General features: G+C 71.2%; 14 protein-coding genes and 2 pseudogenes. 11 read left to right on the top strand and 5 right to left on the bottom strand.

Annotated elements, in window-relative coordinates; genetic code table 11:
* Positions 1-494: 494 nt before the first annotated feature.
* Positions 495-887, bottom strand: a complete 393-nt coding sequence (locus OG753_RS01585; RefSeq protein WP_383200212.1) for a hypothetical protein — start codon at positions 885-887, stop codon at positions 495-497.
* Positions 888-1053: 166 nt separating this feature from the next.
* Between OG753_RS01585 and OG753_RS01580 the strand changes: the two genes are divergently transcribed.
* From OG753_RS01580 to OG753_RS01565, 4 genes and pseudogenes are all read left to right on the top strand, one after another.
* Positions 1054-2253 carry a sensor histidine kinase gene (locus OG753_RS01580; RefSeq protein ID WP_405786781.1) on the top strand — a complete coding sequence of 400 codons (1200 nt, stop codon included), beginning with the start codon at positions 1054-1056 and terminating at the stop codon, positions 2251-2253.
* A gap of 115 nt (positions 2254-2368) precedes the next feature.
* The gene (locus tag OG753_RS01575) at positions 2369-3025 is read left to right on the top strand and encodes a response regulator (protein WP_383200206.1); all 657 of its coding nucleotides are present in this window, start codon (positions 2369-2371) and stop codon (positions 3023-3025) included.
* 108 nt (positions 3026-3133) lie between these two features.
* A pseudogene (locus tag OG753_RS01570) lies at positions 3134-3829 on the top strand (XRE family transcriptional regulator); the annotation flags it as partial.
* Positions 3827-4135 carry a phage tail protein gene (locus tag OG753_RS01565; protein ID WP_405792494.1) on the top strand — a complete coding sequence of 103 codons (309 nt, stop codon included), beginning with the start codon at positions 3827-3829 and terminating at the stop codon, positions 4133-4135. The pseudogene OG753_RS01570 and the gene OG753_RS01565, both read left to right, overlap by 3 nt.
* Before the next feature lie 762 nt (positions 4136-4897).
* Here the strand turns inward: OG753_RS01565 and OG753_RS01560 are convergent.
* A complete protein-coding gene (locus OG753_RS01560; protein ID WP_405786780.1) occupies positions 4898-6298 on the bottom strand; it encodes a beta-propeller fold lactonase family protein in 1401 nt (466 codons plus the stop codon).
* 189 nt (positions 6299-6487) lie between these two features.
* Here OG753_RS01560 and OG753_RS01555 point away from each other — a divergent pair.
* A pseudogene (locus OG753_RS01555) lies at positions 6488-6916 on the top strand (amino acid permease); the annotation flags it as partial.
* Positions 6917-6943: 27 nt separating this feature from the next.
* On the opposite strand, the gene OG753_RS01550 reads toward OG753_RS01555, so the two are convergent.
* A complete protein-coding gene (locus OG753_RS01550) occupies positions 6944-7372 on the bottom strand; it encodes a DUF6223 family protein (protein ID WP_405786779.1) in 429 nt (142 codons plus the stop codon).
* 196 nt (positions 7373-7568) lie between these two features.
* Here OG753_RS01550 and OG753_RS01545 point away from each other — a divergent pair, with 196 nt between their 5' ends.
* Positions 7569-8696 carry a sensor histidine kinase gene (locus OG753_RS01545; RefSeq protein WP_405786778.1) on the top strand — a complete coding sequence of 376 codons (1128 nt, stop codon included), beginning with the start codon at positions 7569-7571 and terminating at the stop codon, positions 8694-8696.
* Positions 8693-9355: a response regulator gene (locus OG753_RS01540; RefSeq protein ID WP_405786777.1), complete on the top strand. Its 663-nt coding sequence runs from the start codon at positions 8693-8695 to the stop codon at positions 9353-9355. Before OG753_RS01545 ends, OG753_RS01540 begins: the two co-directional genes overlap by 4 nt.
* 757 nt (positions 9356-10112) lie before the next feature.
* On the opposite strand, the gene OG753_RS01535 is transcribed toward OG753_RS01540, so the two are convergent.
* Positions 10113-10637: a hypothetical protein gene (locus tag OG753_RS01535; RefSeq protein WP_405786776.1), complete on the bottom strand. Its 525-nt coding sequence runs from the start codon at positions 10635-10637 to the stop codon at positions 10113-10115.
* Positions 10638-11649: 1012 nt separating this feature from the next.
* On the opposite strand from OG753_RS01535, the gene OG753_RS01530 reads away from it, so the two are divergent.
* On the top strand, positions 11650-12207 hold the full coding sequence (locus OG753_RS01530; protein WP_327260266.1) for a hypothetical protein: 558 nt from the start codon (positions 11650-11652) through the stop codon (positions 12205-12207).
* Positions 12208-12298: 91 nt separating this feature from the next.
* On the top strand, positions 12299-14653 hold the full coding sequence (locus OG753_RS01525; RefSeq protein WP_405786774.1) for a bifunctional polysaccharide deacetylase/glycosyltransferase family 2 protein: 2355 nt from the start codon (positions 12299-12301) through the stop codon (positions 14651-14653).
* A gap of 109 nt (positions 14654-14762) precedes the next feature.
* On the opposite strand, the gene OG753_RS01520 is transcribed toward OG753_RS01525, so the two are convergent.
* A complete protein-coding gene (locus OG753_RS01520; RefSeq protein ID WP_327260264.1) occupies positions 14763-15815 on the bottom strand; it encodes a M4 family metallopeptidase in 1053 nt (350 codons plus the stop codon).
* A gap of 319 nt (positions 15816-16134) precedes the next feature.
* On the opposite strand from OG753_RS01520, the gene OG753_RS01515 reads away from it, so the two are divergent.
* Both OG753_RS01515 and OG753_RS01510 read left to right on the top strand, forming a co-directional pair.
* Positions 16135-17709: an APC family permease gene (locus OG753_RS01515; protein ID WP_405786773.1), complete on the top strand. Its 1575-nt coding sequence runs from the start codon at positions 16135-16137 to the stop codon at positions 17707-17709.
* A gap of 65 nt (positions 17710-17774) precedes the next feature.
* Positions 17775-19406, top strand: coding sequence for a flavin monoamine oxidase family protein (locus OG753_RS01510; RefSeq protein ID WP_405786772.1), 1632 nt, complete (start codon positions 17775-17777; stop codon positions 19404-19406).
* The last annotated feature ends 434 nt before the right edge of the window (positions 19407-19840 follow it).

Below are 19840 nucleotides of genomic sequence, written 5' to 3'. Positions count from 1 at the left end.
AAGGAAGCACACTCGGTCGGCGCGTGGCGGCAGGTGATTCGCTTGGGGCAGGCCGTCATCGCTTCCGGCCGCGTCTTTCCGGAGCTGACCATCGACGGGACGGACATAGGGCGGGCCCCTGTCCGGCGACGAGGAGGGACGGGTCCGCCGGCTCGCAGAAGTCGTGATGCCACCGGCGAACTGCGCCATGATCGCGGACACGAAACCGCGCCAACTATGGGCCCACAGGTCGCGATTCACGCCGGACTCGACGCAGTCGCCGAGGCGATGCTCAGAGGCCCAGGCACACCGACGGTCCTCGGCCGCGGACCGTTCACTGGCGCGGTGGCCCGGCAGCAGCATGCGCCCGCCCTCGTCCAGTGGAACGACGCCCTGAGGGACGGCACCAATCACCACATCGACCGGCCGCCGGACCCGGTGCAGCCCCTGCTTTCCCCGGCCCCCGGTCCCCCGGCCGTCCGGCCGTCCGGCACGGGCCGCGCGTCGTCCCCCTGTTACTTCTCCTGCAGGTTGACGGTGCAGGAAACGGCGCCGTCGGCGTCCGGCTGGTCAGAACTCTCCCGGAGCTTGCCGTCGACGTAGATGCGGCAGGCGGTGCCGGGCGGCGGGTGGAGGACGGCGACGCCGTTGAAGCCGAAGCCGACGTTCTGGGAGACCTGCCACGGCAACGCCTCGCCCGGGGCCTTCGTCTGGTTGTTCTTTCCGGAGAAGTTGTATGCGATGTCGGCCTGTCCGGTCCCCGTCACTTCCATCTTCACGTCCCAGCTCTCGCCGAAGAGGCCGCACCCGGTCAGCGTTGTGGCAGCGAGCAGCGTCGCGGCGCTCGCCAGTAGCGTGCGACGGGCCGCGCGGTGCGGGAGGGGGAAGCGGAAAGCAGCGGAATTCATGAGGTCTCCAGAGGTTCTGTGGGCGCTTGCGCCGACCATTCTGTGCGGTCGGGCACGCCCCTCCCAGCGGTCCAAAGAACGCATTCGCACCGACGGCCTCCACCAAAAGTACGCACCCGTCTTCCCGTCCTCGCTGCTCTGACCGGGGGCGTCTATCCTCTTCGCCATGCCGCCCCCGCTCCGTCTCCCGCCCCCGCTCCGTCTTCCCCTCCCGGCCGCCCTCACCTCTCCCGAGCTCGCGGCCGGCCTCCTCGCCGTCCTGCTCCTGGCGGTCGATACGGGTGTGGTCAGCAGGACCAGGCTCGGACTGGCCGTCGTGGCCTGTGAGCTACTCGTCTGCTGCGCGGTGGCCGCTGTGTCCCGCAGCCTTCGCCGCGGCCGGCACGGGACAGCCTGCGCCCTGACCGCAGGCGCGTCCGCCCTCTCGCTGCTGGTGACGTCGATGGTGCAGGAGTCCGTACTGCAGCGGACCCCCGGCTGGGCCGAGTTGGCCGGACTGCTCCTCCTGATGTGCGTGACCTGCCGGTACAGCCGCAGACTGCCGCTGGTGCTCTCCGCGGCCGCGCTCCTTGCCGCGACGACGCGGCTGGGCCAGCGGGCACCCGGGCTTTCGGACGTGCCGTTGCTCAGCCCCCTGGACGGGTTCCTCACCCTGCTGCCGGCAGCGTTCGCCCTGTTGGGCGTGTATCTGCGCGCCGAGGACCGCCGCCGGCGCTCGACGGCCGAGCAGGTGCGACAGGCCGAACGACTGGAGCTGGCGCGCGATCTGCACGACCATGTCGCCCATCACGTCACGGCCATCATCGTGCAGGCTCAGGCGGGCGAACACATCGTGGAACGGGATGCCGCCACCGCCCGGCGGCTGTTCTCCGACATCGAGCGGACCGGTCAGGACGGGCTCGTGGCCATGAGCCGTATGGTGCGGCTGCTGCGCGACGCCGGCACCCGCGAGCAAGCCGCCCCGACCACGCCGGCACTGACCAGGGTCAGCGATCTGGTGAGCCGTGCTGACACACCGGAACAGCGCACCTGGCTGACCGTCTCCGACGAGGTCGACAGCACCACGTGGTCGCCGCAACTGGCCAAGTCGGTCGAGAGGCTGGTGCAGGAAGGCTTGACCAACGTCCGCAAGCACGCCCGCGGCGCCACCTCCGTGCACGTCCTGTTGGGGAGCGAAGGGGACCGCGTCGTCATACGGGTACGGGACAACGCGACCGGAGGCCACCGCGCACGCCCACGATTCCGCCCCAGTGGCTTCGGCCTGATAGGGCTGGCCGAACGGCTCACCGAACTGGGTGGCGAGCTCGACTGCGGCCCCATGCCCGAGGGCGGCTGGGAGCTGGACGCCTCGATACCCCTGAAGTAGCCGGCGGTGGCCGCCGTCACCTGGCGAGGGCGGCTGTGCCAACCTTGAGTCCCTGCCTCCCGGCAGCGATGCGTCGTCGGGATTCGACCGGCCCGAGCCCGAGGAGCACCCAGCCGTGACTGTCACCGTCGTGATCGCCGACGACCAGGAGATGGTACGGACCGGATTCCGGCTGATCCTGGAGAGCCACGAGGGCATATCCGTGGTCGGTGAGGCGTCCACCGGGGTCGAAGCCGTCGAGGCCGTACGACGGCTCGCCCCCGATGTGTGCCTCATGGACATCCGGATGCCGGGTCTGGACGGCCTCGAGGTGACGAGACTGCTGCGGACCGGTCCTCATGCCGCGGCGTCCCGCACGAGGATCGTCATCATCACGACCTTCGACCTGGACGAATACGCCTACCAGGCGCTGCGTGCCGGGGCCAACGGCTTCATCGTCAAGAACTCGGGCTCGCGTCTGCTCGTGGAAGCGGTACACGCGGCGGCCCGGGGAGAGTCGCTCATCTCACCGTCCACCACGGTGCGGCTGCTGAGCCACTTCAACAGGCTTCCTGCCCAGCGGAATACGACACAGATCCAGCGGCTCACACCGCAGGAACTGAAGGTCGCCACCCTCGTCGCGCGCGGGCGCACCAACAACGAGATCGCCACCGAGCTGAATCTGGCCGTCAGCACCATCAAGAGTCACCTGAGCCGGATCCAGGAGAGGCTCCCAGCCCGCAACCGTGTGGAGATCGCGGCTTGGGCCTGGGAGCACGGCCTCGTGTCCTGAGCACGGCGGACCGTGTGCGGCGCGTCCCGCAAAACGGCGCGGTTCTACTCCGGTAGCGGTAGACGGACCTCGTCGTACGACGTGCGGGCGCGTTATCGCGGACCCAGCCGCGTGAGCGCTGAACTGGTCATCGTGCAGCAGTAGCTCGACGACCCCCGCCTGTGGTCGGTCGCGACCCGTCTGATGACCTTGTACGCGAAGACGTTCCCGGGTTCGGACGGGGCGAAGGCGGTGCACTGGTACCAGATGGCCGCGAAGGCCGCCGACGCCTCCGAAGACCTCGGCACCCGCGTCTGGGTCCGCGGCCGCGCCGCGATCGCCCTCGGCTACGAAGGCGCCACCCTCCCGATCGCGGACTTCTTCGCAGACCAGGCCATCGCGATCAGCGACCGGCCGTCCCTGGGCCTGCTGAACGCCGTCTTCGGCAAGGCCCACGCGCACGCGGCCGCCCTGCGCGGCGACCACACCACCGCCAGAGCGCTCCTCGCCCAGGGCCGGCGCGTCTTCGACCGGGCCGGCTCCCACGAACAGACCTCCGACTACGCCGTCCTCCACTGGCGCCTCAACGTCTTCACCTCCCTGCTCGCCGCCCGCCTCTGCGACGGGGCCACGGCCGTCGCCGCCCAGGACGCGGCCCGCGCGGAGCTCCCCGCGACCCTGCCCCGGTTCGCGACCCACCTGCAGATGCACCGCGGCCTGATGCTCGCCCGCTCCGGCGACAGCGCCGCCGGCATCGCCCACGCCCGCGCGGCGCTGGACGCCCTCCCGCCGGAGAAGCACTCGCTGACCCTGCGCCTGCTCATGACGGTTCCCGACCTTGTCCTGGGTGGGCCGGAGTTCTTCGGGACGCTGACCCTCACGCGGGGCCTGGACAAGTGTGAGAAGTTCACTCAGTGGATCTTGGATTCCAAGGACCCGGCCAGAAAGGAAGCCAGTTCCCCGACCCTCGTTCTGGCCTACGTGAACGAGCAGAACAACAAGGTCGTGAAGCGCTTTCAGATCGAGGGCGCCCGGCTTACGAGCTGGAGTGCCGCGGACCTGTCGGCAGGTGACTCCTCGGCGGTGGAGGAAACGCTTGAGCTCGCCTATCTGAGCGCCAACCTGATCTGACGCCTTCTGATCCGCATCGAGCGGTCCGGCCGCGTTCGCGACTGCTGCGTGTCCGGGTCGTTGATGTGTACAGGGGGCGGGCTGATCCGAGTGATGCAGAGTGGGAACGGCAGCAGCCGTTCCCGCCGGGGTCGTTCTACCGGGTGAAGGTCGCTGCAGCCCGTCCCGACATGGCGTGCGCGGATCAAGCCCGGTGCCCACCCGTCCGGGGGCAGTACCGCAGCCCCATCCCGGTGTCGGCGGCCGTTCTGTCAGGAGCGCGCTGCCGGGGGCGGCGCATGATCGGTTCTTTGGTGAACCCGCTCCGCCGGCAGGGTGAGATGCCCTTCCCGGGGGGTCGTACCGGTGGTGCTGGCCCGGTATCACCGGGCCGGCACCTGATCGTGATCGGGGCTGGCGGCTGCGGCTGGCGGTGGTTCAGGGCGAACCGTGATGGCTGTGCGTGGGGTGATGGGGATCGAGAATGTGCCCACCCCACGCTCGGGGGTGGGACAGACCTGCTCACCCAAGTTCCCCACCCCCTGGGCGCTGACCTGCGGCCGGGCGCCACAGCGGAGGGGCCGCCCGATAGCCAGCCAGGTCCAGAGGCGGGCCGAGCTGTCCAGGGTGGGCGAAGCCCAGCGCGAAGCGCCACCGAAGGCGCCCTTGACCGGTCGGCACGGCCCGCACACTCCACGAGCGGGCGGCCCCGGCTCCAGTTGCCGACAGCAACCGACTGGGGAACGAAGAGCCGCTCCGGGGCCCGTTTCTGGTGATCGTTGATCAGGTGTTGCAGCCGGTTCCGGTGGTGGGGTTGGTGCAGGTATTGTGCCCGGTTCCGCCGTTGTTGGTGTTGGCCCCGGGTCCGCCGTTGAGAGCGTCGTTTCCGGGTCCGCCCTCGTTGGCGTCGTTACCCGCGCCGCCGGACAGGGCGTCGTTTCCGTTGCCGCCGATGAGGGTGTCGTTGCCCTTGCCGCCCTCGACACGGTCGTTTCCGTTGCCGCCTTCGATGCGGTCGTTGCCGTCGCCGCCGGACAGCATGTCGTTGCCGTCGCCGCCGCAGATCAGGTCGTTGCCGCCGCGGCCGTCGACCACGTCGTTTCCGGCGAGAGCGAAGATGACGTCGTCGCCGGGGGTGCCGATCAGGACGTCGTTGCGGTTGGTGCCGGTGATGGTGGCTGTGGCGGTCGCGCAGGTCAGCGCCGGCGGGGGCACGACCCCGGTCGCCACACCGAACGGGAGGTCGTCGACGGGGACGGTGGCCACGACGGTGTTGGTGGCGGTGTTGATCACGGACACCGTGTCGGCGTTGGCGTTGGTGACGTAGGCGCGGGTGCCGTCCGGCGACACCGCCACCTCTCGAGGCGCATCGCCGACAGGGATGTTGATGACGACCGTGTTCGTCGCCGTGTTGATCACGGACACCGTGTCGCTGTCGGCGTTGATGACGTAGGCGCGGGTGCCGTCCCGCGACACCGCCACCCCCTGGGGCACATCGCTGACGAGGATGGTGGCGACGACCGTGTTCGTCGCCGTGTTGATTACGGACACCGTGTCGGCGTCGGAATTGGTGACGTAGGTGCGGGTGCCGTCCGGTGACACCGCCACCCCGAACGGGAAGTCGCCGACGGGGACGGTGGCGACGACCGTGTTCGTCGCCGTGTTGATCACGGACACCGTGTCGGCGTCGGAATTGGTGACGTAGGCGCGGGTGCCGTCCGGCGACACCGCCACCCCGATGGGAGCATCGCCGACGGGGACGGTGGCGACGGCCGTGTTGGTGTTCGTGTTGATCACGGACACCGTGTCGGCGCCGTAGTTGGTGACGTAGGCGCGGGCGCCGTCCGGCGACACCGCCACGCCCAGGGGCTCAAGGCCGACGGGGACGGTGGCGACGACCGTGTCGGTCGCGGTGTTGATCACGGACACCGTGCCGGCGGCGCGGTTGGTGACGTAGGCGCGGGTGCCGTCCGGCGACACCGCCACTCCCCACGGCGCATCGCCGACGGGAACCGTGACCACCACCGTGTTCGTCGCCGTGTTGATCACGGACACCGTGTCATCGTTGAAGTTGGCGACGTAGGCGTAGGTGCCGGGCGGCACGGCCTGGGCGGGCTGCGGGGCCACCATGGGCAGGGCCAGGCCGGCCACCAGGACGGGACCTGCCACCAGCGCCCGCAGCAACCCACCCCACCATGAGCGACGCACTCGAAGACCAGGCGGTGCCGACGGCGAAGGGGCCTCCTGCGCGCCCACCCCCCTCACGGCTTGACAGATAGTCACAGCAATCCTCCCGACCGGGCTGACAGAATGGGCATATTATGACAGTTCGTCAGATTCGGTAGGGCGGGGGACACGCGACCGCCCCGCCCGGTGGCCGCGCTCGGCTCCCTCCTCGCGCTGATCCTCGGGGTCTCGCGCACGACCCTGGCCATGGCCCGCGACCACCACCTGCCGCACGCCCTGGCCGCCGTCCACCCGAAGTTCCAGGTGCCACACCGGGCCGAACTCGTGGTCGGCACCGTCGTGGCCGTACTCGCCGCGACCACCGACGTACGGGGGGCGATCGGCTTCTCCTCCTTCGGGGTGCTCGCCTACTACGCCATCGCCAACGCCTCCGCCGGGACCCTCGCCCCGGACGAGGGCCAACCGGCGCGGATCATCCCGGTCGTCGGGCTGGCAGGCTGCCTCGTCCTCGCGTTCGCCCTGCCGGCCTCGTCGGTGATCGCCGGCGCCGCCGTGCTGGCCGCCGGAGCCGCCGCATACGCGGTACGTCGCGCGGTGACCGCCCGCAGGGCGTGACCGCGGCAGAACACGTATCCGCTGTTGTCAACGGGTGCGGCGGGAGCGCGTCAGCGCCCGCCCGCCCAGTGCAGTGCCGGTCAGCCCGAGCAGCAGGGCCACGTAGGCGCCGCCCAGCCCGTTGCCGGTGCCGAGCCCACCGTCGGCGGTGGCCGCGACCAGCCCGCCGAGAGCCATGGCGATCAGCCCCGCGACCACAGCCAAGGTGGCCCCGAGCGACCCGCTGGCGGTGCCGAGGCGACCGGCTGGTCGGGTCAGCGCCAGCACGGCGATGACCACGGCGGCCAGCCCCAGCAGCCCGCCGGTGGTGGCTCCGAGACGCCCGAGGCTGAAGTCGGTGACACTGGCGGCGATCGGGATCGGCTGGACCGAGGCGTGCGCTGCCGCTGGGGTGGCAAGACCGACCCCGGCGAGCAGGGCGGTCGCGGAGGCGGCGAACAGGCGACGAGCGGACATCATGGTGCTCCTTCTCTTCCCACGACTGGATGTGGTCCGAGCATGTCGGCCGGGCCGTGGCAGGTCGTCCGGCAGGCGCAGGCACTTCGCGCTACCACGGACGCGGCAGGTGCCGCCGAGCTACTGCGTGCGTGGTAGTCGACCGCTGGTCCGCGAGAGGGATTCGCCCGTGGCAGCCTCCGGCTACGGTGCGCGCATGAGCAAAGGACGGTTCCGCATACGGGCCAGCGTCAGAGACTGGCTGATCGCCGTAGGCGTGGCGGCGGCGCTGCTGGTCACCGGGCTGTCCGGGCACCACTCCGCCACCGGCCTCGACCTGCTCGGCTACGCGTTGCTGGTGGTCGGTGGCCTGGCGCTGGCGGCCGGCCGCCGGGCTCCGGTTGCCGTACTGGCCGTCACCGGGCTGTGCGCGGTGGGTTACCAGGCGGCAGGGTTCGATGTGGCCGCCGTCGCGTTCCTGTTCGCGGTGTACGCGGCCATGCGGGCGGGACACCGCATCGTCACGGTGACGGTGAGCGTGGCCGTGCTGGCCGCGCTTCCCCTCGCGGCCCTGGTCTCGGGCCTGCACGACACGGGCGAGGCGTTCGCGCAGGCCCGGGGCGCCCTCCAAATCGCCTGGCTCATCGCCGCCGGCGCCGCCGGTGAAGCCCTCCGGCAGGCCGAGCAGCGGGCAGACGAAGCCGAACGCACCCGCGAGGAGACCGCGCGGCGCCGCGCCGACGAGGAACGGCTGCACATCGCGCGAGAACTGCACGATTCGCTCACCCACCAGATCTCGGTGATCAAGGTGCAGTCCGAAGCCGCCGTCCACGTGGCCCGCAAGCGCGGCGAAGAGGTACCGGAGGCCCTGCTGGCCATCCGGGAGGCCGGCCGGGAGGCATCCCGGGAGCTCCGGGCAACCCTGGAGGCCCTGCGCGACGACGACACCACCCCGCCGCACGGCCTCGACCACATCCCCGAACTGGTCGAACGGGCAGGCAAGACCGGTCTGCGGGCGACACTCACGATCCAGGGCCGGCCGCACGACGTACCGGCCGCAGTGGGCCGGACCGTCTACCGGATCGTCCAGGAGTCCCTCACCAACATCGCCCGTCACGCGGACGCCACCACGGCATCGGTCCACATCGACCACCGCCCGGACGCCGTCGCCCTCCAGGTCGACGACAACGGCAAGGCCACGCCGGACACCATCCCCGTGCCGGGCATCGGCCTGCTCGGGATGCGTGAACGCGTCACAGTCCTCGGCGGTCGCCTCCGGGCAGCACCGCGCGACGAGGGCGGCTTCACCGTCCAGGCCGAACTCCCCGTGGAGCGTGCCTCGTGATCCGTGTCCTGCTGGTCGACGATCAGCCGCTCATCCGCAGCGGATTCCGCGCGTTCCTCGACCTCGAAGACGACATCGAGGTCGTGGCCGAAGCCGCCAACGGGCAGGAGGGCCTGGAGCTCGCCGGAAAGCACCTGCCCGACGTCGCACTCATCGACATCCAGATGCCGGTCCTCGACGGCATCGAGACGACCCGGCGCATCGCGGCCGACCCGGCGCTGGCCGGCGTCCACGTCGTCATCCTCACCAACTACGGCCTGGACGAATACGTCTTCAACGCCCTGTCCGCAGGCGCCGCCGGATTCCTCGTCAAGGACATCGAGCCGGAGGACTTCCTGCACGCCGTACGCGTCGCCGCCCGGGGCGACGCCCTCCTCGCACCCTCGATCACCCGCAAGCTCATCAACCGGTACGTCAGCCAGCCGCTCCCGAATACCACCGGGCAGGGGCTGGAAGGGCTGACCGGCCGAGAACGCGAAGCCGTTGTACTGGTCGCGCAGGGCCTGTCCAACGACGAGATCGCGGACCACATGGTGATCAGCCCACTGACCGCGAAAACCCACGTCAACCGGGCCATGACCAAACTCCACGCCCGCGACCGCGCCCAGCTCGTGATCCTCGCCTACGAATCCGGCCTGGTAACCCCACGCAACTCCTGACATCCATCAGCAACACCCTGAACCGCATTCGCTGACTGCCGTGCTCACGAAGGCGCGGGAGGCCGGCGGTCACGGGCCGCCAGGTAGTGGGGTCGGCCGGCTCCCGGCAAGCGGGGCACCACCCGGAATACCGGCACTTCGAATGACGCTCCCCGCCGGCTGGGGCGGCGGAACGGACCCCGGCCCGGTGGGAGGCGTACGCGAACGACCAGGGGCAGCCGGCTTCGCTGGTGGCGGTGACGGCGCGTTCGCACAGGAGCAGCCGACCAGGATCCGGCGGAGTGGCTGCCGCCGTCGCCGGACGAGCTGTGCCGGTACGGCGCCGAGTGGACCGCGACCAAGCTCCGGTGGGGCCTGGCGGTCGACGAGGCGGAGAAGGACCGGCTGTTCGACATCGCGGCCGGCTGCGGCGGCACCGGCGTGGAGTTCACCCCCGCCCCATAGGACAGCCGACGGTGAGACCGCCGCCCGACAGGTGGCGGCTCTTCGCCATGCTCCACAGCTGCTGGTGACCGCGGGATGTCCGGGCGGGTCCAACGACGTGCGCTGTTGGGCCGGCGGGAGTGATCAGTCTGGGGTGTGCAGTCCGGGGCGGAGGAGGGGTGGTGTGCGCCGACAGCCGCCTTTGCCGTCATTGTTGCGGTGTGACCTGCGGGTGTGCCAGATGCCGGGCACGCTGATCAGCCGTGGTCAGTCTCTGAGCGCCGACCATCTTCGCTGACCCGTGGGGATGCAGAGCCGGTCCCTGGCTGTGTGCTCAGGTGCCGGAGTGTGCCCCGTCGCCGGTGCCGAGGAGGGGGACAGCGAGTCGGCGTTCGACGGCGTTCGGCAGCGACCACAGTTCGCTGCGCCGTTTCCGGTCCAGCGCACCTTGGCGGTCGGCGCGGCGGATCCCGGGCACGGCGAGGACCAGGACGGTCAGGGAAGCGGCCAGTCCGGCGCCGAGCAGTGCACCGGCGAGTACGGCCCCGTCTGCCAGGGCGAACGGAAGCGCGAGCCCGAGGCAGAGCGTGCCGAGGCCGCCGAGGACGGCCAGCATCCACCACACAGGGGTGAGCGGGTGCTCGTCGCGCAGGTGGTCGACCAGCTGCCGGTCGGTGGGACGCCGCCGGCGATGCTCACTGGCGGCGGCGAACAGCTCGGCACGCCCGCGCAGCGCCCAGACGGCGCGCACTCCCACCCACGCGACGGGCAGCAGGAACAGCGTCACCAGCACCAGGCCCGACTGAACCGTCCGCGACACCGACATCCGGCCCGAAGCGTCGGCCACCACAGATGCCACGGCGGCTCCCGCAACCACAGCCCCCGCCGCGCTCGTGACCATGAGCCAGCGCCGGGCCCGGCGCACCCGAGCGCTGAGAGGGAACTCGACCGCGTCCAACGTCTTCTCCGTTCGATGACCGCAGGTACTCTACGCAGCCCACCGAGGAAGCGGAGCAGCTCCTCCACGCTGACGATCCGGGCACCCCAGCGCCTGCCGCGCGGCCGGTCCGGGAACTGCAGGTCCGTGGGCTGCGCCCGCGAGCGCGGATGGGAAGCGCTCCTGGGGACCTTTGACCGAGAGTCCGAACGTCCCCCGTGATCTCGACCTCGGCAACCGGCCTCGTGCCCTGAAGCAGTTGAAGGTGCAGCCGGCCGCGCATTCCCAGATGGTGTCGATGGTGCGGGAGGTCCTGCCCGGCTCTGGCGGGCCGCTCTCACCTCCCTGACCACGCCGGCGTCCGCGTCGCCATGATGATCCGGGTACGGCGGCGGGCCACACGGGAGACCCTGTACGACCCGCCGTCCTGGGCGCGGGCCGCACGGAGGGATCGTTCTAGGGACGGTGGACGGCCAGGGCCGCGTGACGGACATGACGTCCAAGTGGGTCGCGCCCAACGGAGCGGTGACGTTCGACTGGCACCGCAGCAAGGATCGGAACACCGGCAAGGTGACCGAGACTCGCAGCCCCTGAGCGTCATGTGGTGGAGATGTCCACGTCCCCCGAGGCCGTCTTCGCTGACAGGCCAGGCGGGACGGGGCCGTGGGGTCCGAGGTGACGGAGACGTCCAGGGCGCTTGAGGTGGTGACTCCCAGGGCGGGTCACCTGCGAGCGCTCGGCCGGCCGGTCAAGCGGGGCGGAGCGGGTGGATCGGTGTCGACCGGGGCATCCCGGTCGACACCGTACGGAAGGGGACTGGTTCGGCACCGGGTGTGACACGGAAGGTGGTTCCAGCGCTGAAGGGCATGGGGTGCCCTCTCGAGCGCGCCCCCGGCATCAGTCGCTCCGCTTCCCGATCCAGAGGCCACCACGCATGCACCCACCTTTCGGCATCCCGGATCCGGACACGATGGAGCTTTTCCCCGGTGATATCGGTGCGTACGGCACGGCGCAGGTGCCGCCGGTCCCGGCCGCTGCCGAGGCCCCCGTCTTCGTCGACACGTCGGGGCGCAGACAGCGCCGGGTGCGTCGCTGGGGCTACCTGCTGGTGGTACCGGCCGTCGCCTATGTCGTGCTGCTCATGAGCACCCTGCTGGGCGGCCCCACCTTCCAGTCACCCTTGCTGCCCTCCGCCCGGGCTCCCCACACCCCCGCGCCCGGGGACACACCAGGGACCGGCACCGCAGGCCCCTCCACCCGTGGTCCGGCGAGCAGCAGCAGACGCCCCGCCCCGGCAGCCTCGCACAGTGGCGCCGCGCCTGCCCCGGCCGCCGCGACCGTGACCGACAAGGGGACGCCCGGCAACGGGCAGGGCCCGACGAAGGCCGCGACCGGACCGGCAGACCCGGCTCCGTCGCCTCGCGGCGGCGGCCGCGGCCGCGTCACCGCTCCCCCCGGCCAGGGTGGCGGCAAGCCCACCGGCCGTCCCTGAGCCAGCCACGTCCGTCACGCCGGACAGGCCCAGCACAGAGCACACAGCCGGCACCGCACCGCCCCACGCAGCAGGCAGGAAGTCCCACCCCTTGTCGAAGAACCGTCGCCGCCGCCCCCACGGCAGGCACAGCACCGTACGCAACGTCCCCCTGCGCACCCACTGGCTGTTGCTGACCACCCTCGTGCTCACCCTTTCGGCGGCGCTGCTCCTCCAGGGCTACACCCAGCACCTGTTCGACTCCACCCCCGACGGGGCTCACCGTGAGCAAGGCCCGGGGACGTCCGTGCCGGCGGGGATCAGCTCCGGCGGGCCGGTGATCGAGGGGGAGGCGGCCCGCACCGCTGCCCCGGCGGCCCGCACGATCGCTCTGACCTTCGACGACGGCCCCGACCCCGTCTGGACCCCGAAGATCCTCGACGTGCTGCGCCGCAACGCCGTGCCCGCGACCTTCTTCACCGTCGGCACCCGGGTCGCCGAGAATCCCGACCTCGCCCGCCGGATCGTCGACGAGGGCCACCAGATCGGCCTGCACAGCTTCACCCACACCGATCTCGGCGCCGCGTCCGCCTGGCGGCGTTCCCTGGAACTGCGCGAGACCCAACTCGTCATCGCCGGCGCCACCGGCGTCACCACGCCGCTGCTGCGCCCGCCGTACTCCTCCACCGCCAAGGCGCTCGACGACGCTGACTGGAGCGCCGTCGTCCAGGCCGGGCAGGAGGGGTACCTGACCATCCTGACGACCCTGGACAGCGAGGACTGGCGACGCCCGGGCGTAGAACAGATCGTCGCCGGCGCCACCCCCAAGGACACCTCCGGGCAGATCGTGCTCCTGCACGATTCAGGCGGAGACCGCACGCAGACAGTCGCCGCGCTCGAACAGCTCGTGCCGCGGCTGAAGGCCTCCGGCTGGACGTTCGCCACGGTGGGCGATGCGGTCGCACTCCGGGGGGCCGTGCAGCCCGCCGCGACCACAGACCGGTGGCAGGGCCTCGCCCTGATCACCGCGATCCGTACCAGTGACTGGATCCTCGAAGCCCTCTCGTGGCTGCTGTGGGCAGCGGGCGCGATCAGCCTGCTGCGTGCGGTCGCCGTCTTCGTTGCCGCACGCCGGCACGTACGGATGCGCCGAAAGCCCTGGGGAGCTCCGGTCACCGAACCCGTGAGCGTCATCGTCCCCGCCTACAACGAGAGCGCCGGCATCGAGGCGGCCGTCCGCTCCCTCGTGGCCTCCGACCATCAACTCGAGGTCATCGTCGTCGACGACGGCTCCACGGACGGCACCGCCGACATCGTCGAAGCCCTCCGGTTGCCCGGCGTACGGGTCATCCGGCAGCAGAACGCCGGAAAGCCGGCCGCCCTCAACACGGGTATCGCGGCCGCCTCCTGCAATCTGCTCGTCATGGTCGACGGCGACACCGTCTTCGAACCGGACGCCGTCCGCATGCTCGTCCAGCCCTTCGCCCACCGCCGGGTGGGCGCAGTCTCCGGCAACGCCAAGGTGATCAACCGGGGAGGGCTGCTCGGACGCTGGCAGCACATCGAGTACGTCGTCGGCTTCAACCTGGACCGCCGCCTGTTCGACCTCGCCGAGTGCATGCCCACCGTGCCGGGCGCCGTCGGCGCGTTCCGCCGAGAGGCACTGCTGCGGGTCGGCGGTGTCAGCGACACCACACTCGCCGAGGACACCGACCTCACCATGGCCCTGTGCCGGGACGGCTGGCGCGTTGTCTACGAGGAGCGGGCCAAAGCCTGGACGGAAGCGCCCGCCTCGCTCGGTGCCCTGTGGAAGCAGCGCTACCGGTGGTGCTACGGCACCCTCCAGGCCATGTGGAAGCATCGGGGCGCCCTCGCCCAGCGGGGGCAGGCCGGCAAGCTCGGGCGACGCGGTCTGGTCTACCTGCTGATGTTCCAGGTCCTGCTGCCCCTGCTCGCACCCATCGTGGACGTCTTCGCCGTCTACGGCCTGGTCTTCCTCGACCCCCTGCGCATCCTCGGCCTGTGGACGGCGTTCCTGCTCCTCCAGGTCCTGATGGGCCTGTACGCGTTCCGCCTGGACGGGGAGCGGCCGGGCCCGCTGTGGAGCCTGCCGCTGCAACAGTTCGTCTACCGCCAACTCATGTACCTGGTGGTGATCCAGTCCGTCTTCACCGCCGTCGCCGGCTCCAGACTGCGCTGGCAGCGGATGGAGCGCTACGGCAGCCTGCAGGCACCCGCCACCCCCTCCGAGCCGCTGATTGCGGTGCCGCCCCGGCCCTCCGACCCTTCGTACGGCCGCCCGCCCGCGCCCGGGGCGCCGCAGGTTGCCGGGGCCTGGGACGGCCCCGCGGGCGAGCCGCACAGCGGCTACGAGGCGGACCCCGCCCGGGCGCCCCATGACTCGGCACCGATCCCGCACAGCCCGCAGGACCACATCTGGCCCTCACAGGTGCACCGCGACCTGTAGTCCGCAGTCCGCAGTCCGCCGGAAGCGGCGGAAGCCCCGGCGGGCCCGCCGGGGCGAGGTACCACTCCCCGGACGCGGTGTGCACCGAGTCCGGGGAAGGGCCCGGCCGTTACTGGACGCCGGGGATCTGCCGGGCCTTGAACGCGGCACGCACGGCATCCGCAGCGTTCGCGCCGTACATCCGCTGGGCGGTCGAAACCGTCGTCAGGGCCGCGTCCTTGAAGGACGTGTCCGGCGCGAAACCGAACTGGGCGTTGACAATGATGCGGTCAGCGGTCCGGGAGCCCAGGGCGTTGCGGATGTCGAAGAGGGCGCGGGACCAGATCTCCCCGTCCGCGTGGACCTCGCCCTCCAGGTCGGCGTACACCTTGTTCCCATCGATGCGGCGCAGGCAGTGCGGGGCCTCGCTGTAGGAGGCCGCGTCCCAGTCGGCGACGCAGGCCAGGTCGGCCCGCCGCGGCCAGCCGTATGCGGCGTCCGCATGGGCGCCGACCTCGACCGCCAGGTAGTCACCGAAGGCCTCGCCTATCGCGCCGGCCTCGGGAGAGGAGCCGAAGCCGGGGACCTGCGCGTTGTGCACCGCGTGGCCGTACTCGTGGACGATCACCTCGGCGTCCTCGGCGTCGTCGACCCCGCCCTTGCCGAAGCGGATCTCGTCCTTCTTGTCGGTGAAGAAGGAGTTGTCCGCGCCCCACTGGTTGATCCGTACGGGCTGCACCCGGTCGTTGGCGCCCCGCAGCTCGGTGCCGAAGCCCAGGGACTGGAGGTACTCCTGCGTCTCGTTGACCCAGAAGTAGGCCATAACCTGCTCGAACCGGTCGTCGTGACGGGTGTACCCGGCGGCCTCGCCGGTCCTGGCCGAGGGGCCGGTGTCCGAGCGTACGGAGGCCCAGCGGCCGTGGAGTCCGCCGCCGCCGTCCAGGTTGCGCAGCGCGGCCAGGGCGTACGCGGTGGCGGGGACGGCGGAATCGGCGTCCTTACCGTCGGTGAGTGCCTGGTCGCCCGTGGCCTGGACGGGGTTGACCATGAAGATCCGGCCCTGCGGCGCGGTGGAGTCGGCCGTCGGGGCCGAGGACTGTGCGGTGGCCGGGCCGGCGAGCGAGAAGAGCGCCACGGTGGCGGTGGCCGCGGCGAGCATGCCGCGGGGTGTGCGGCGGGTCATGGACATCCTCCGGGGTGGGAAGGCGTGGTGGGGAAGGAAAAACGGGTGGGGCGGGCGTGATCCTCGCCCACCAGCACCCGGCTTGAACAGACCCTGACAAGGTCCGGATCGGCCCCACCTGCCGAGCCGCCCCCGGGCCGCCCGCCGGACACGCCGCCGTGCCCACCGCCGAAGGCGTACGAACCGCTCCTGATGCCCCGACAACTCGTCGGCCCCACACGGCGATTACCGGACCGCATGCCGATTGTGGGCTGCGTCACCTACCGCCAGAGTGGCCCGCCTCACGTCGGGACACCCAGCACGAGCGGAAGAGGACGACATGTCCAACGGTTCCACCGGCACCCCCCGATCCACCCCGGCGGCCCGCCCCGCAGGCGAGGTCCAGCGCCTCAAGGCCAACTCCGTCGGCCTGATCGGCGTCGTCTTCATGGCCGTCGCCACCGCCGCCCCCATCACCGCCATGACCGGCAATCTCCCCATCGCGGTCGGCTTCGGCAACGGAACCGGCGCCCCCGCCGGGTACCTCTTCGCCACCGTCGTCCTCACCGTCTTCGCGGTCGGCTACGTGGCCATGGCCAAGCGCATCACCGCCGCGGGCGCCTTCTACGGGTACATCTCCCACGGACTCGGCCGGATCGCCGGCATGGCCTCCGGCATGCTCGCCGTCCTCGCGTACGTCGTCTTCGAGGCCTCGATCGTCGGCGTCTTCTCCTACTTCGCCCGCACCACGGTCCAGGACCAGCTCGGCGTCGACCTCCCCTGGGTGCTGTACGCGGCCGGGATGCTCGCCGTCACCGCCGGCCTCGCCCACTTCGACATCAACCTGACCGCCAAGGCACTCGGCGTGATGCTGGTCGCCGAGATCGCGGTCCTGTTCGCCGTCGCCACCGCCGTACTGGTCTCCGGCGGCGGCCCCGACGGGATCCCCCTCGAGCCGGTCGACCCCCGGAACGCCTTCACCGGTACCTCCGCCGGCCTCGGCCTCTTCTTCGCTTTCTGGTCCTGGGTCGGCTTCGAGTCCACCGCCATGTACGGCGAGGAGTCCCGCGACCCCAAGCGGGTCATTCCCAAGGCCACGCTCATCTCCGTCGTCGGAGTCGGCCTCTTCTACATCTACGTCTCCTGGATGACCATCGCCGGCAACGGCCTGACCGGGTCCGTGGAACTGTCCGCCTCCGCCAACCCCCTCGACCTCTTCTTCAGCCCCACCCGGCACTTCATCGGCGCATGGGCCGTGGACGCCTTCCAATGGCTGCTGCTCACCGGCTCGTTCGCCTGCGGGATGGCCTTCCACCAGTGCGCCGCCCGCTACCTGTACGCCATCGGCCGCGAGCGCTTCCTGCACCCGGCGCTCGGCCGGACCCACCCGCGCCACGGCTCGCCGCACGTCGCCTCCGTCGTCCAGACCGTCATCGCGGTGACCCTGGTCGCAGGTTTCTGGCTCACCGGCCAGGACCCGTACCTGCACCTGTACACGCTGCTGGCGATCCTGGGCACCATGGCGATCCTGATCGTCCAGACCCTGTGCTCCTTCGCCGTCATCGGCTACTTCCGCCGCAACCACCCCGAGGACCGGCACTGGTTCAGGACCTTCACCGCGCCCCTGCTCGGTGGGATCGCGATGACCGCCGTCGTGGTCCTGCTTGTCGTCAACATGGAGACCGCGGCCGGTGCCGCCGCCGACTCCGTCTTCTTCAAGCTGATCCCCTGGATCGTCGGCGCCGTCTTCTTCGGCGGACTGGGCCTCGGCCTGTGGCTGAAGGCCAAGGCGCCCGAGCGCTACGAGGTCATCGGCCGCATCGTCCTGGAGGACGCCGCCGAGCGTGCCGACGACGGCACCGCCCCCGGTTCCGACGGCACCACCGGCCTGTCCCCGTTCCGTGCGGACGTCTGATCCACGTACACCTGATCCACGAACGCCCGGCCTGCAGTCGCCCACCCCGCGAAGGAGTCCCCGCCATGGCCCGTACGCCCCTCATGCACGCACTCCGCCGGCTCACCGCCGAACACGCCGCCGCCCACCGCCTGCGTCTGCCCGTCGCCGACGTGCGCGGCCTCGGCCGCCGGGAGCTGATGCGGCGGGCGGCCGCCCTCGGCCTCGGCACCGCCGTGGCGGGCGTCGCCGCCGCCCCGGCCCGCGCCGCCACCCCCGCCCCCGACGGCAAAAGGCCCCAACGGGCCCGCGTTGCGGTGGTCGGTGCGGGCATCGCCGGCCTCACCGCCGCCCTCACCCTCCAGGACGCGGGCATCCCGTGCACCGTCTACGAAGCCAACCCCGACCGCGTCGGCGGCCGGATGTGGACGCAGCGCGACCACTGGGCGTACGGGCAGACCTCCGAGGTGGGCGGTGAACTGATCGACACCAGCCACAAGAAGATGTTGGAGCTCTGCCGCCGCTTCGGCCTCCCGACCGAGGACTTCCTCGGCGGCGGCCCCAACGGGGCCGAGGAGGTCCTGTGGTTCAACGGCACCTACTACTCCCGCACCCGGGCCGACGAGGACTTCAAGGCCGTCTACCAGCAGCTGCACCGTGACCTCCAGGACTCCGGCGAGGTGTCCTGGAACTCCACCACCCCCGTCGGCACGGCCCTGGACAACATGACCCTTTACGAGTGGATCGAGAGCCGGGTCCCCGGCGGGCACGACTCGCCGCTCGGCCGCTTCATCGACGTGGCCTACAACGTCGAGTACGGGGCCGACACCACCGACCAGTCCGCCCTCGCCCTGGTCCTGCTGATGGGCTACCAGCCCAACCCCGGTAACTTCAACGTCTGGGGCCTGTCCAACGAGCGCTACCACATCGTCGGCGGCAACGACCAGCTGCCGAACGCCATTGCCGCGGCCCTGCCTTCCGGTTCGATCGTCATGGGCCGCCGGCTGGTCGCCGTGCGCGCCGACACCGGCGGCACCCAGACCCTCACCTTCGACGACTCCGGCGCCACCCGCACGGTCGTGGCCGACCACACCGTCCTGTGCCTGCCGCTGCCGGTCCTCCAGGGCGTCGACACCTCGGCGGCCGGTTTCGACCCCCTCATGAAGAACTTGCTGCGCGACGCCCGGATGGGCGCCTGCACCAAGCTCAACATGCAGTTCACCGGCCGCCCGTGGCGCGGCACCGGCCCCTGGCCCGGCGTGTCGGCGGGCGACTGCTTCACTGACTCCGAGGTCCAGCAGACCTGGGACACCACCAAGCTCCAGCCCGGCACCGGCGGCATCCTGCTCCAGTACGGCGGCGGGACCCTGGCGCGCGCCCTGACCCCCGTCACACCGTTCGCCACCGAGTCCGACCCGTACGTGCGGCGGCTCACCGACCGCACGCTGACCGGGATCGACGCGTTCTTCCCCCGCACCAAGGCCGCATGGACGGGGCGGGCCCAGCTCTCCGCGTGGCACCGCAACCCGTACTCGCTGGGCGCGTACTCGTACTGGCCGACCGGCTACCTGCACCGGTACGCGAAGTACGAGGGCACCGCGCAGGGCAACGTCCACCTCTCCGGCGAGCACTGCAGCTACGACTTCCAGGGCTTCATGGAGGGCGGTGCCACCGAGGGCGAACGGGCGGCGCGAGAGGTGATCGCCGCCCTCACCTGAGTCGGCGGACCACGGGCGTGCCCCTGCGGGGGCGGTGGTGTGCGTGTGAGCGGGTGGTCATTGCTGACTGCCTGGTGAATGGTTCTCGTCCCGGGGGGACGGCTGACCTGGGCTGTGCTGGGTGGCATGACGGTTGGGTCGGGTCCTGCTACGCCCGGGGATGCTCCGCGCCTGCACCCGCTCGCGGTCCTCTCGGACTGCGTCGTCTGCCCCAGCCTCGGTGCATCGCCGCTGGACCTCACGAACGCCGCCACATGCAGACGCTTCGCGGCAACAGGGTCGATCCCGTCTCGCTCGCAGACCAGCAGGTACTCAGCCAGTCCCCGCGCGTACGCGTCGATCGTCCGAGGAGCCCGCCCCAGATCCCTCCACACTCGCAGCCACTCGGCCGCCCGCTTAGGCCGGCCCAGGACCGGCCACTTCTCCTCGATGAC

The sequence above is a fragment of the Streptomyces sp. NBC_00029 genome, assembly GCF_045160505.1.
Taxonomy (GTDB): Bacteria; Actinomycetota; Actinomycetes; order Streptomycetales; family Streptomycetaceae; genus Streptomyces.
The sequence above is the reverse complement of the archived record's forward strand: the minus strand, read 5'-3'. Positions and strand labels throughout refer to the sequence as shown.